Origin of the sequence: Streptomyces sp. Root431 (assembly GCF_001426585.1) — a bacterium.
Taxonomy (GTDB): domain Bacteria; phylum Actinomycetota; class Actinomycetes; order Streptomycetales; family Streptomycetaceae; genus Streptomyces; species Streptomyces stackebrandtii.
The window spans coordinates 643,968-657,089 of record NZ_LMEI01000009.1 but is presented as its reverse complement, the minus strand read 5'-3'; the positions used below and the strand labels follow the sequence as shown (position 1 = coordinate 657,089).

Genomic DNA, 13,122 nt, shown 5'->3' with positions numbered 1-13,122 from the left:
CCGGGCGGAGGCGTCGCCGTCTCAGCCCGCCGCTCGGACCGCCGCCGTCGCCTTCCGCGCCGCGATCAGGACCGGGTCCCACACCGGCGAGAACGGCGGCGCGTACCCCAGGTCCAGGGCCGTCATCGCCTCCACGGTCATCCCCGCCGTCAGCGCCACCGCCGCGATGTCCACGCGCTTGGCCGCGCCCTCGCGGCCCACGATCTGCACGCCGAGCAGCCGGCCCGTACGCCGCTCCGCCAGCATCTTCACCGTCATCGGCGCGGCCCCGGGGTAGTAGCCCGCGCGGCTCGTCGACTCCACCGTCACCGTCACGAACCGCAGCCCCACCTCCCGGGCGTCCTTCTCCCGCAGGCCCGTCCGCGCGATCTCCAGGTCGCACACCTTCGACACGGCCGTGCCCACCACGCCGGGGAAGGTGGCGTAGTCGCCGCCGACGTTTGCCCCGATGACCTGGCCGTGCTTGTTCGCGTGCGTCCCCAGCGGCACGTACCGCTCCCGGCCCGAGACCAGGTCCAGGACCTCCACGCAGTCGCCGCCCGCCCAGATGTCCTCGTGGCCGCGCACCCGCATCGCGAGGTCGGTGAGCAGCCCGCCGTGCGCGCCCAGCGGCAGCCCCGCCGCCCGGGCGAGCGAGGTCTCGGGCACCACGCCCGTCCCCAGGACCACCACGTCCGCCGGATACTCGTCGGCGGCCGTCGCCACCGCCCGTACCCGGCCGTCCGAACCGGTCAGGATCTTTGTCACCTCGGCGTCGACGACGGTCGTGATCCCCAGCCCGTCCATCGCCCGGTGGACCAGCCGGCCCATGTCCGGATCGAGCGTCGCCATCGGCTGCGCGCCCCGCGTCAGGACCGTCACCTCGTACCCCCGGGCGAGGAGCGCCTCCGCCATCTCCACGCCGATGTAGCCGGCGCCGACGACGACCGCCCGCCGTCCCGGCGTCCGCTCCAGCGAGTCGAGCAGCGCCTGGCCGTCGTCGAGGGTCTGCACCCCGTGCACACCGGGCGCGTCGATCCCCGGCAGCGGCGGTCGCAGCGGCCGGGCCCCGGTCGCGATCACCAGCTTGTCGAAGCCCGTCCACGCCTCCGTACCCCCGTCGAGGTCCCGGGAGAGCACCCGCCGCCCCGGCACGTCGATCGCCGTCACCTCGGTCCGCATCCGCAGGTCGATGTCCCGGGCCCGGTGCTCCTCCGGGGAGCGGGCGATCAGCTCGCCCCGCTCGGCGACGTCCCCGCCGACCCAGTACGGGATGCCGCAGGCCGAGTACGAGGAGAAGTGACCCCGCTCGAAGGCGACGATCTCCAACTCCCCGACGGCCTTGAGCCTGCGCGCCTGTGACGCGGCGGACATGCCCGCCGCGTCGCCACCGATCACGATCAGTCGTTCGCTCATTCCCCCATTTTGGGGCTCGGTTCGCCGCCCCCTTGTTTTCAGGGCTCGGTTCGCCTCCGGGGCGCTTCAGCCGGGCTCACAGCCCCGACCGTGCTCGACCCCCTCGTTCCTCGGGGGCCTCCGCGCGCTCGGGGCTGTTTCCCCGGCCGCGCCCCTTCGGCTCACTCGCCGGCCCCGGGGGTGTGAGGGTGCTCGGCCGGCGTGGCCACACCGGCGGCGTTCGCCTCCGGCAGGGGCCGGGTCTCCGGGGCCGGGACCGTGCGTGCCGCGCGGCGCGGGCGGATCAGGTGGCGCCAGAGGAGGAAGACGATCAGGGCGAGGGCCAGCCACGGGGCCAGGGCGGTCAGGACGATGCCGATCCAGGCGAGCGCGCCCACCAGCGCGTTCCAGCCGCCGCTCAGCGCGTCCCCGAAGCCGGGACGGCCCTCGTCCTCCTCCTTGTCGGCGCCCGGCTTCTCCTTCTCGGTGAGTTCCAGGGTGATCGTCGCGAGCGTCGTCCGGTCCTTCAGCGAGGACTGCTGGGCGAGCAGCGACTCCAGGTCCGCCTGACGGCGGCTCAGCTCGCCCTCCAGGGTCACCACGTCGGCCAGCTTCTCCGCCCGCTGCATCAGCGCCCGCACCCGCGCCACGCTCGCCCGCTGCGTGGCGATCCGGCTCTCCACGTCCACCACCTGCTCGGTGACGTCCTTGGCGTCGGCCTTGCGGGCGAGCAGCTTGCCGGTGCCCGCCAGCTCGGTGAGGACCGCGTCGTACTGCTCCTGCGGCACCCGCAGCACGACGCGCGAGACGACGTACGTGTCGTCGAGCCGCTCCGTCGACTCGTTCTCCACCCGTCCGCCGGCGCCCGCCGCGACCCTCCGGGCCGTGAGCAGGGCCTTCGCCGCGTCCTCGACCTCCACGGAGAGCGAGGCGGTACGGATCACGTGCTGCGGCTGCGCGGCCTTGCCCGGCGCCGTGGGGGCCTTCTCGCTGCCCGACGCGGCGTCGGCGGCACCTTCCGGGGCCGCCTTGACGCCGTTGGCGGCCTGCGCCGCGCTCCCGCCCCCCTTGCCGGCCGAGTCGTCGGCGCCCGCGCCGCAGCCGGTCAGGACGAGCGAGGCCGTCAGGAGCGCGGCGGCCGTCGTCGTCCGGGCCCGCGACACCGTGCGTGTTCTGCTCATGCGTTCCCCCCAGGGAGTGGTGGTGAGTCGTGCCCGTTGGACGTGCGAGGCGGCCGGGCGGGTTGCCCTCCGGCGGTAGCGATGCGGTCACGTTCCGGCCTCGGAAAGGGAGCGCGCGGGCGATTTGAGAGAGTGGTCCCATGAACGCGGACACCACGGGACCCCACGTCGTCGTCGCCGGAGGCGGAATCGCCGGACTCGCGGCCGCCCACCGGCTCGCCACCGCCGGCCACCGGGTGACCCTCCTCGAAGCGGGGAGCCGTCTCGGCGGCAAGCTCCTCGCCGGGGAGATCGCGGGCGCGCCCGTGGACCTCGGCGCCGAGTCGCTGCTCGCCCGCCGCCCCGAGGCCGTCGCCCTCGCGCGGGCCGTCGGCCTCGGTGACCGGCTGCGGCCCCCGGCCACGACCACGGCGTCCGTCTGGTCCCGTGGCGAGCTCACCCCGATGCCCAAGGGGCACGTGATGGGCGTCCCGGGCGACGGCCGCGCGGTCGAGGGCCTCCTCTCCGAGGAGGGCGTCCGCCGCATCGGCGTCGACCGCGAGCTGCCCCCGACCGAGATCGGCGACGACATCGCCATCGGCGCGTACGTCGCCGAGCGCATGGGCCACGAGGTCGTCGACCGGCTCGTCGAGCCCCTCCTCGGCGGGGTCTACGCCGGTGACGCCTACCGCATCTCGATGAAGGCCGCCGTCCCCGCCCTCTTCGAGGCCGCCCGCCGCCATCCCACGCTCACCGCCGCCGTCCGGGCCGTCCAGCAGGCCGGAGCGGCCGCCCCGGCCGACGCGGCGGGCGCCGCCACCGGCCTCGGCGGCTCCGTCTTCCTCGGCGTCGAGGGCGGCGTCGGCACCCTGCCCGGCGCCGTCGCAGACGCGATCCGCGCCGCCGGCGGCGAGATCCTCACCGGTACGTCCGTCACCGCCCTGCGCCGCACCGGACCGGCCGGCTGGGAGGTCGTCGCGGGCGACCGGGTCCTGGCCGCCGACGCCGTGGTCCTCGCCACCCCCGCCGGGCCCGCCGCCGCGCTCCTCGCCGAGCACGCGCCCGCCGCCTCCGCCGAGCTGGCGGAGATCGCGTACGCCTCCATGGCCCTGATCACGCTGGCCTTCCGCCGCGCGGACATGCCCGCCCTGGCCGGCTCCGGCTTCCTCGTGCCGCCGGTCGACGGCCACACGATCAAGGCCTCCACCTTCTCCAGCCAGAAGTGGGGCTGGGTCGCCGACGGCGCCCCCGACCTCTTCGTGCTGCGCACCTCCGTCGGCCGGCACGGAGAAGAGGAGCAGGTCCACCGCGAGGACACCGACCTCGTCGCCGCCTCCCTCAAGGATCTCGCCGCCGCCACCGGGCTCACCGCGCGCCCCGTCGCCACCACGGTCACCCGCTGGACCGGCGGCCTGCCCCAGTACCCCGTCGGCCATCTCGCCCGGGTCGCCCGCGTCCGCGAGGCCGTCGCCGCCCTGCCCGGACTGCGGGTAGCGGGCGCCGCTTACGACGGCGTCGGCGTCCCCGCGTGCATCGCCTCGGCCCACCGCGCGGCCGACGAGATCACGGCCGAGTTCGGGGACGAGATCATCGCCACGTCGAAAAGGACCGACCCCGGTGCGGGGCACTCCTCGTGACGGGCGAGAATAGGCGTATGAGTGCGCCCGAAAAGATCCCGAACGCCGGTAAGAAGGCGAAGGACCTCAACGAGGTCATCCGCTACACCCTGTGGTCTGTGTTCAAGCTGCGCGACGTTCTGCCCGAGGACCGCGCCGGCTACGCCGACGAGGTCCAGGAGCTCTTCGACCAGCTCGCCGCCAAGGACATCACCGTCCGTGGCACGTACGACCTGTCCGGTCTGCGCGCCGACGCCGACGTGATGATCTGGTGGCACGCCGAGACGAGCGACGAGCTCCAGGAGGCGTACAGCCTCTTCCGCCGCACCAAGCTGGGCCGCGCTCTGGAGCCGGTCTGGTCCAACATGGCGCTGCACCGCCCCGCCGAGTTCAACAAGTCGCACATCCCGGCCTTCCTGGCCGACGAGAACCCGCGCGACTACATCTCGGTGTACCCCTTCGTGCGCTCCTACGACTGGTACCTGCTGCCGGACGAGGACCGTCGCCGCATGCTCGCCGACCACGGCAAGATGGCCCGCGGCTACCCCGACGTCCGCGCCAACACGGTCGCCTCCTTCTCGCTGGGCGACTACGAGTGGATCCTCGCCTTCGAGGCCGACGAGCTGCACCGCATCGTCGACCTCATGCGCCACCTGCGCGCCTCCGAGGCCCGGATGCACGTCCGCGAGGAGGTCCCGTTCTACACCGGTCGCCGCAAGAGCGTCGCCGACCTGGTGGCGGGCCTGGCCTGACACGGCCGTACGAACCTGGTGGCGGCCCTGCTCCCGGCCGGGCGCGCCACCCCTTGACCCGGAAGATCAGACGGCGGGCGTCTTCACTGCCCTCCCGTCCAGCGACACCGGGTCCGGCTCCGGGTGCGGCGCGCATGATGCGCGCCGCACCGGCGTCATTTCCGGGCCTTTTTCGGCGGCCGGTACCGCTCCCGTGAGCAGATAGCGCTCCAGATAACCGTTCACGCAGGCGTTCGGCCCGCCCGCGATTCCGTGCGTGCCCGCGTCCCGCTCGGTCACCAGGGCCGAGCCCGACAGCCGCCGCTGGAGTTCGAGGGCTCCCGCGTACGGGGTCGCCGCGTCCCGCTCCGCCGCCATGATCAGCACGGGTGGCAGCACCCCCGGGCCCGTCCGCACGTCCAGCGGCCGCTGCCGGGGCGCCTTCCAGTAGGCGCAGGGCAGGTTCATCCAGGCGTTGTCCCAGGTCTCGAACGGGGCCCGCTCCGCCAGCAGGGTGTTGTCCCGGTCCCAGACGGCGAACTCCTCCGGCCAGGGCGCGTCGTTGCACTCCACCGCCGTGTAGACCGCACGCCCGTTGCCGGCGTCGGGCCCCGGTGTCTCCGTTGTCTCCTTCGTCTCCGGGGGAGCGGCCTGCGCGATCAGCGGTTGCGGATCGCCCTTCAGATACGCGGCGAGGGCGCCCGCCCGCAGGGGCCAGAACCGGTCGTCGTAACCGGTGTCCAGCATCGACGCGTGCAACTGGCCGGGACCGACCCGGCCGCCCGCCGGGCGCGCCGCGAGCTCGGCGCGCACCCGCTCGTACCGCGCGCCCACCTCCCGTGCGGTGCCACCGAGCCCGTACACCACGTCGTGCTTCGCCACCCACGTGCGGAAGTCCGCCCAGCGCCGCTCGAACGCCTCGGACTGGGCGAGGTTGTTGTGGTACCAGATCCGGTCCGGCCGCGGGTCCACCGGCGCGTCCAGGACCATCCGCCGGACCCGGTGCGGGAAGAGGGTCGCGTACAGGCCGCCGATGTACGTGCCGTACGAGCCGCCCAGGTACGTGAGGCGCGGCTCGCCGAGCGCGGCCCGAACGACCTCCAGGTCCCGGGCGTTGTTGAGCGAGTGGTAGTGGCGCAGGGCCGGGCCCGTCCGGCGCGCGCAGCCCTCCGCGTACGTCTTCGCCCGCGCGATCCGCTCCCGCTTGTACACCTCGGACGGCCGGCTCGGCGACGGGGTCGGGCCCGTCACCCGGTCCGCCGGGTCCTGGCAGGAGACCGGCGCGGAGCGGCCCACCCCGCGCGGGGCGTAGCCCACGAGGTCGTACGCGGCGGAGATCCGCCGCCACGCGGGGAGCTCGGCGGCCAGCGGGAAGTACGTCGAGGAGGCTCCCGGGCCCCCGGGGTTGAAGAGGAGCGCGCCCTGCCGGTCGGCGGCGGCCCCCGAGGCCCGGACGCGGCTGACGGTCAGCGGGATGAGGGGCCCGTCCGGGTCCGCGTAGTCGAGCGGTACGCGGACGGTGCCGCACGCGACGGACGGCGGCAGCCTCTCGGCCGCGGGGCAGGAGCCGAAGGCGATCCCCTCGGCGGCTGCCCGGCGGGCGGCGAGCAGGGTGCCGCGCGCCTCGGACGGCGGGGCGTCCTGCGCGGGGGCCGGGGAGAGGGCGGGGAGGGCGGTGAACAGGAGGGCGCTGAGGGCTCCGTACAGCGCGGGAGAGGGCATCGGTGCTTCCCTTCGTGACCGCGTGCGCGTGGGGCGCGGGCGGGGACGAAGAGATCGTTGGCGCGGGGCGGGGGCGAAGTAAAGGATCTACGGGAGGCGTACGGGAGCGTGTCCCCGGAGTGCCGCGCGGAGCTCGGGCTCCAGGACGGCGGGGCCGCGCGTCGCGAGGGCCGTGAGCGGGTCGGCGGAGGAGAGGCCGGAGAGCAGCCGCTGCCCGGCGGGGGAGGCCCAGCGGGTGTGCGGGTACACCTCGATCCGGCCGATCAGCAGGCAGAGCCCGGAGGCGAGCAGCGGCAGTGCGAACCCGGCGACGACCACGGTCCGTTCGGCGCCGGGCACGAGGAGCGCCGCCGCCGTCCCGAGCACGAGGGTGAGCAGGAAGGCGGCCCGCACCGCCCGCACCCCGGCCGCGACCTCGCGGCGGCCCGCGTCGGACACGGCGAGCCCCCGGTCGACGAGCCGCTGCGCGAGCGAGCGCACCGCGTCGGCGGCGGCCACCGCCGGACGGACGGCGGGAATGGGGGACTGGCCGCCGGGACCGATGGCGCCGAGCACCGCGCTCTCCCACTCGTCCCGGCTGCCGCCGTCGGCGTCCACGACCGTCGCCCAGCCGGTGTGGGCGAGCAGCAGCCGCCGCTCCCGGTGCATCGCGACGAGCGTCAGATCGGTGACCCGGAGCGGTCCGCCGGCCAGGTAGGCGGCTTCGAGGACGGTGAGCTCGGCGTCGTCCCCTCCGGAGGAGGGGGACGCGGGCAGGGCCGCCATGAGGGAGGCCCGGAACAGGCGCGCGCAGCCGAGACCGGCCACGACGCATGCCACGAGGAGAAGCGGAACCCAGACCATGTCCGAGTTCTATGACAGGAAGGACGGGCCCGCCACTCGAACGGGTGATCAGCCGCTGGAGCTGGAGCTGGAGCATGAACTCCCGCTGGAACTGGAGCATGAACTTCCGCTGGAGCTCGAACAGGAACTGCCGCCTCCGCCACCGCAGCCGGACCCGCCGCCCGAGCACGAACCGGAGGAGCACGAACCGGAGGAACAGGAAGCGGACGAGCACGAGCCGGATCCTCCGCCGGACGACGAGCCGCCCCCGCCGCAGAAGGTGTTGCCCGCGCACCACACCGCGGCCACACCGGCGGACGCGTAGTCCGTGGGGAGGTGATGTGCGGCGCCGGGACGCCGTCCGCGCCCGCGTCCCCGTCCCCGCGGCGGCGCGTACACCCGGGCGGCGGCGAGGAGTTGCTCCCGCAGCACCGGGTCGGGCAGACCTCGGAGTCCGTACAGGGCCACGAGGTGGCCGGCGTCCGCGAGGTGCCCGTGGGCGCGGCCGTACGCCGCGAGGGAGGCCTGTCCTGCCGAGGTGATCCGCTTCGCGGAGATCGCCCCGCAGGCGATGGCCGTGACCCCGGCGGCGGCGAGGACGGGCAGCACCTTCACGACGAAGGGCACCGACATCTCCGGTGAGGTGGACAGGTCGAGGATCGTGAGGACGACCGAGACGGGGAAGAGGAAGAAGGCCGTGAGACCGAGCGCGAGGCACCAGGCGAGGGTGGTGCTCCGCCGCGCCGGTTCCTCGATGAGACGGCGGGCCGCGAGCCCGTCACCGATCTCCTGGACCGCCGGGTGGCGCATCACGCCGAGCCGGAGGTGGTGCAGGGCCCCGTGCGGGGCCGCCGCGTGCGTCTCCAGCACGGCGCGCTCCACCGGGTCGTGCGCGACGGGCCGGACGACCGCGACGATGCCGGGGCCGCCGATCGCGATCCGGCCGTCGTACTGGAGGGCGGCGATGGCGGTGTCGGCGACCCGGGCCGGGCCGCCGTTCAGGAAGGCCGCCTCGTACCGGTCGTGGACCGGCCCGGCGGAGCCGCCGTGCGACCGGACGACCCGGGTGATCAGCAGGGCGATGCCGGCGATGCCGGCCGCGTAGAGGGCGACGACGAGGGCGTTCACGGTCACCTCCGGACGAGGGCGTGGCGGGCGGCGCGGGCGAGCCGGGCGGCGCGGCCGGGCGGGCGGCTGCCGGAACGGTCCTGCCACCACTCGGTGAGCCGCCGTCGGGCGGCCGGGTCCTCGGGACGGTCGGCGAGCAGCAGGTGCTCGGCGAAGTCGAGGGCGTCACGGCGGTAGCCGCCGGTCATGGGGCGGGTCCTGGCGTACGCGAGGAACGCGGGCCGGAAGCCCTTGCCGAGGATCTCCGGCAGCTCGGGGGCGACCTTCGCGACGACCCCGGCCCGCTTGGCCGCGAGCGCCCGGCTCTGCACCCCGAGGCGCCGGCTGTCGAACCCCTCGGGCGCGGGCGTCCCGGCGACGAGCGCCGACAGCAGCGCGGCCTGCGCGAGGCCGACGCGCTGGCGTGCGCCTTCGTCGGGTGCGGATGCGGGTGCGGGTGCGGGCGTGGGTGCGGGCGTCGTGGCGACGGGGCTCGGCATCGGGCCGCCCGAGACGCGGGCACCGGCACCGATGAGCAGCGGCGCCCGCCGGGGCGCGGGTGCCGACGAGAGGGCGCCGTGCTGGTGGGCCGTGCCCACCGGTACCGCCGCCGAAGCCCCCATCGCCTCCCGGGCCACCGCCTCCCGGATGACCGTCTCCCGGATCACCTCCAGCTCCGCCTCCAGCTCCTCCGCCGGCGGGAAGTCGTCGTCCCGCTCCAGGAGCACGCCGGGCGGCGAGACCCGCGAGGCGAGGTCCGCGAGGACGTCGAGGACGGGGCGCGGGACCGGGTGGGCGTGGGTGTCGTGCCAGACGCCGTCGCGCTCGACGCCGCCCGCCACGTGGACGTACGCGATGGCCTCGACCGGCAGTTCGGACAGGGCCTTCGCCGGGTCCTCGCCGCGGTTGACGTGGTTGGTGTGCAGGTTGGCGACGTCGATGAGGAGCCGTACCCCCGTACGCTCCACGAGCTCCGCCAGGAACTGTCCCTCGGTCAGCTCCTCCCCGGGCCAGGCGATGAGGGCCGCGATGTTCTCCAGGGCGAGCGGTACGGGCAGCGCGTCCTGCGCGATGCGCACGTTCTCGCAGAGCACGTCGAGGGCGTCCCGGGTGCGGGGCACGGGCAGCAGGTGGCCCGCTTCGAGGAGCGGCGACGCGGTGAGCGGGCCCCCGGCCCGTACGAACGCGATGTGCTCCGTGACCAGCGGCGCCCCCAGCGCCACCGCCTTCTCCCCGAGCGCCGCGAGGCGCGCCGGGTCCGGCCGGTCCGCGCCGCCGAGTCCCAGCGACACTCCGTGCGGGACGACGGTCACGCCGCGCTCCCGCAGCCGGGTCAGCGAGTCGGGCAGGTGGTCGGCGCAGATGTTCTCCGCGACCACCTCGACCCAGTCGAGGCCGGGCAGCGCCTCCACCGCCTCCGCGATCTCGGGGCGCCATCCGATGCCGATGCCGAGTTCCGCCATGTCCCCCATGTCCCCGTCCCCCTCTTTCGGTCCTCAGTCATCCACGTGATGGCCCCGGCGGCGACGTTCGAACCCAAGGAGGGGGACGTTCAGAGCTACATTTGAGGTTCCGGCGTCCGGTGGAGGGCTCCGCCCAGGTCGAGGCGGTCGAGCAGCCCGGCGTCGGTGAAGGCGGCGACCACGTCGTCGCGGCTCTCGGTGAAGTGCGCCCAGCTGTCGCAGTGGACGGGCACGACGCGGCGGGCGCCGAGGATCGTGGCGGCCTCGGCGGCCTGCGCGCTGTCGAGGACGATCAGGCCGCCGTCGAAGAGCTGGGGGAAGCGCGGCGCCCCGGCGAACAGGATGGCCGTGTCCACCGGGCCGAAGCGCTCGGCGATCTCCTCGACCAGGCCGAGCGAGGCGTTGTCGCCGCTGACGTAGAACGTGGGCAGGTCCTGCCCGGTGAGGACGAAGCCGACGACCTGGCCGGTGAACGGTTCGACCTCCTCGCGGGTGCCGGGACCGTGGAGGGCGGGCACGCCCGTGACGGTGACGGTGCCGCCGCCGGGCCGGTCCAGGACGACCGACTCCCAGTCGGCCAGCCCCTTGGCCCCCGCCCCCAGGCGCTGCGCGCCCCCGGGCGTGGTCAGGGTCAGCGGGACGTCCGCGAGGAGGGCGCGACCGGACGCGTCGAGGTTGTCGGGGTGCTCGTCGTGGGAGAGCAGGACCACGTCTATCGGGCCGAGTTCGGCCGGCGTGGCGGCGGAGGGCGCGGTCTTGGTCAGTACGCCGCGGGGCGCCCGGTAGTCGCGGGGCGCGTCGAACGTGGGGTCGGTCAGGAAGCGCAGGCCGCCGTACGCGAAGAACGCGGTCGGGCCTCCGAGGACGCGGACGGGGATCTGCTCGTGCTCAGCGGGCATGCCGGTGTCAGACATCAGAACCTCACGAATGGTGGGCGATCTATCCGTGAGAACCATAGCCCATGTCTCACGGATGAAGGCAAGCCGTACCATGAGAACCATGAGTGAGACCCCGACCGCCGTATCCGCGCCGCCGCCGCCCGCACCGGGGGCCGAGGAGTACCTCGCCCTCGCCTTCGCGAACAGCGCCGTCGCGCTGCCCGGCGGGCACTTCATGGACTTCCTCGGCACCCCCGAGGCCGCGAACCGGTGGCTCACCGAGCACGGCCTCGCGCCGGCCGACGCCGGGGTGCGGGAGATGTGCGCGGCGCAACTGCGCTCCCTGCGCGAACACCTCAGGTCGCTGCTGGCCGCCCGGGTCGAGGGGCTGCCCGCCCTGCCCTCGGCGCTCGCCGCCGTCAACGACGCCCTGAGCAAGGCCCCCACGGCCGCGCTGCTGTACTGGGACGAGAAGAACGGGCCCTACCGCGCGGCGCCCTGCCCCACCGACCAGATCCTCGGCCGCGCCCTCGCGACCCTCGCGGCCAACGCGGCCGACCTCCTCACCGGCCCCGACGCCGACCGCCTCACCCGATGCGGCTCCGCCCCCTGCAACCGCTACCTCCTGCGCCACGGCCGCCGCCACTGGTGCTCCACCCGCTGCGGCGACCGCGCCCGCGCGGCCCGCGCCTACGCGCGCCGGACGCGGGGGCAGGAGGATTCGTCGGCGCAGAGGGATTCGTCGGCGCAGGCGGATTCGCAGGAGAAGGACTGACGTTTCACCGGGCTCGTCTCCGTGCCGGGACCGTGTGGTACTGCTCGGTCAGCGCCCACGCGACGAGCGTGCCCGGCCGCTGCCTCAGCGCTGTGAGGGTGAGGTCGGCGGGGTCGGACGTGCAGGTGCCGAGGACCGCCTTGCGCCGGCGGCGCGGTTCCGGGATCTCCGCCCTCGCGTGGTCGCCGGGTGCGTCCCACGACAAGAGCTCCCCGCGGGCGACGCTCGCGGGGATGTCGGGCGGCGCGGGACCGTCCACGACGAAGTACAGGTGCAGCCGCAGCATGCAGGACAGGGCGGGCTGCTCCGGGGTGTTCCGGTCGAAGAAGTTCCTGCCCCCGCCCCGGGAGCACGTGTCCACGAGCGTGGTGCGCAGGGGCGGGCCCCACGGTCCGGTCCTGCCGATCTCCTCGGCCCGCGCCCGCAGTTCGCGCTCGGCGCGCTGCCGCTTCCGCCGGACCTCGTCCGACCCGGCGATCCTCCTGAGCTTCCACCTGCCGGGGCGCCGGGCGAGGGCGTCGGCCCCCGCCAGGAGGAACAGGAGCAGCAGGGACGCGGCCCGGTCGGCCCGCCGACCTAAGGCAGAGGTCATGGCCCCGGTCTCCTACGGCTGTCGCAGCCGCAGGTGGGGAGCGAAGAGCCGGCTTCCCTCGGAGACGACCGTCTTCCCGGGCGCGATCTCCGTGAAACCGGCGTCCCGTACGACCGGCAGTCCGCTGTCGCCCGCCGTGAGCGCGGCCCAGTGCCCGGGTGTCGCGGTGCGCACCGCGAGCGGGAAGCCCGCCTCCTGCCACGCCTTCCGGTCCGCGTCCCGCATCGCCCACCACAGGAGCTGCGCGCCGTGTCCGGTCTGCGCCATCGTCTTGCCCGCCGACATGTCGAGCCCGGGGTTGATCCAGAGCATCACGGCCCCGTCCGGTACGGGACCGGGCTCGGCCGGGTCGTCGAGGTCGGTGCCCGACACCTGGAGCTTGGCCAGCTCCTTGGGCCAGCCGTCGAGCGGCACCGGCGGGAAGACCCGTACCTCCGCCTCCTCGCCGGTCACCGTGATCCCCGGGAGCGCTCCGGCCTTCCGCCACTCCGCGCCGCGCGCCCGGCGCACGACCTTGCGGATCCGGGCGTCCTGCCAGTCCGTCATGGCCTGCGCCCACTCGCCCTCGCCGAGGGAACGGTCGTCGGTGAGGATCTCCATGACGGCCCGCGCGGAGGTCTCCAGGGCGTCGGTACGGGACGGGGGCGCGTCGCGCTCAATTCGTACGACCAGGGGGAGGACGAACTGGGGCTTCTCATCGCGGACGTCGGTCTCGTGGCTGCTCACCCGGCAAGTCTGCCACTGCGGTGACGCACGACCGGAGGGTGGTCGGCGGGGGAACGGCGGGGGAGGCCACGGGGTCGTCGACGGGGATCACGAGGTGGTCGACGGGGGACCACGAGGTGGTCGGCAGGGGATTCTTGTGGGAATCAGGGCTTCCGG

Annotated in this window: 12 protein-coding genes; 3 read left to right on the top strand and 9 right to left on the bottom strand. The window is 74.8% G+C overall.

From position 1 onward, the window contains the following. Positions 1-21 precede the first annotated feature (21 nt). Positions 22-1,395 (bottom strand): FAD-dependent oxidoreductase, encoded by a 1,374-nt coding sequence (locus ASC82_RS16530; RefSeq protein ID WP_056648041.1) that lies wholly within the window; start codon positions 1,393-1,395, stop codon positions 22-24. Between the two features lie 161 nt (positions 1,396-1,556). After that, positions 1,557-2,555, bottom strand: a complete 999-nt coding sequence (locus tag ASC82_RS16525) for a DUF4349 domain-containing protein (RefSeq protein ID WP_056648038.1) — start codon at positions 2,553-2,555, stop codon at positions 1,557-1,559. A 140-nt stretch (positions 2,556-2,695) separates the two neighbouring features. On the opposite strand from ASC82_RS16525, the gene hemG reads away from it, so the two are divergent. After that, complete coding sequence (gene hemG, locus ASC82_RS16520) at positions 2,696-4,171, top strand: protoporphyrinogen oxidase (RefSeq protein WP_056648035.1); 1,476 nt, start codon at positions 2,696-2,698, stop codon at positions 4,169-4,171. Between the two features lie 17 nt (positions 4,172-4,188). Further along, positions 4,189-4,902, top strand: a complete 714-nt coding sequence (hemQ, locus tag ASC82_RS16515; RefSeq protein ID WP_024755095.1) for a hydrogen peroxide-dependent heme synthase — start codon at positions 4,189-4,191, stop codon at positions 4,900-4,902. Between the two features lie 66 nt (positions 4,903-4,968). Here hemQ and ASC82_RS16510 read toward each other — a convergent pair whose 3' ends face one another. From ASC82_RS16510 to ASC82_RS16490, 5 genes are all read right to left on the bottom strand, one after another. Next, the gene (locus tag ASC82_RS16510) at positions 4,969-6,603 is read right to left on the bottom strand and encodes an alpha/beta hydrolase (RefSeq protein WP_056648032.1); all 1,635 of its coding nucleotides are present in this window, start codon (positions 6,601-6,603) and stop codon (positions 4,969-4,971) included. Between the two features lie 87 nt (positions 6,604-6,690). After that, a complete protein-coding gene (locus ASC82_RS16505) occupies positions 6,691-7,446 on the bottom strand; it encodes a TIGR04222 domain-containing membrane protein (RefSeq protein ID WP_056648029.1) in 756 nt (251 codons plus the stop codon). Between the two features lie 48 nt (positions 7,447-7,494). After that, complete coding sequence (locus tag ASC82_RS16500) at positions 7,495-8,559, bottom strand: TIGR04222 domain-containing membrane protein (RefSeq protein ID WP_347336079.1); 1,065 nt, start codon at positions 8,557-8,559, stop codon at positions 7,495-7,497. Beyond that, positions 8,556-9,995: a DUF692 domain-containing protein gene (locus ASC82_RS16495; RefSeq protein WP_056648643.1), complete on the bottom strand. Its 1,440-nt coding sequence runs from the start codon at positions 9,993-9,995 to the stop codon at positions 8,556-8,558. The genes ASC82_RS16500 and ASC82_RS16495 overlap by 4 nt, the downstream gene beginning before the upstream one ends. Positions 9,996-10,090: 95 nt before the next feature. After that, the gene (locus ASC82_RS16490) at positions 10,091-10,909 is read right to left on the bottom strand and encodes an MBL fold metallo-hydrolase (RefSeq protein WP_056648024.1); all 819 of its coding nucleotides are present in this window, start codon (positions 10,907-10,909) and stop codon (positions 10,091-10,093) included. Between the two features lie 85 nt (positions 10,910-10,994). Here ASC82_RS16490 and ASC82_RS16485 point away from each other — a divergent pair, with 85 nt between their 5' ends. Then, on the top strand, positions 10,995-11,648 hold the full coding sequence (locus ASC82_RS16485; protein WP_056648021.1) for an ABATE domain-containing protein: 654 nt from the start codon (positions 10,995-10,997) through the stop codon (positions 11,646-11,648). Between the two features lie 4 nt (positions 11,649-11,652). Here ASC82_RS16485 and ASC82_RS16480 read toward each other — a convergent pair whose 3' ends face one another. Beyond that, the gene (locus ASC82_RS16480; protein ID WP_056648018.1) at positions 11,653-12,240 is read right to left on the bottom strand and encodes a hypothetical protein; all 588 of its coding nucleotides are present in this window, start codon (positions 12,238-12,240) and stop codon (positions 11,653-11,655) included. A gap of 12 nt (positions 12,241-12,252) precedes the next feature. After that, positions 12,253-12,966, bottom strand: coding sequence for a peptidyl-tRNA hydrolase (locus ASC82_RS16475; protein ID WP_056648014.1), 714 nt, complete (start codon positions 12,964-12,966; stop codon positions 12,253-12,255). Between the last annotated feature and the right edge of the window lie 156 nt (positions 12,967-13,122).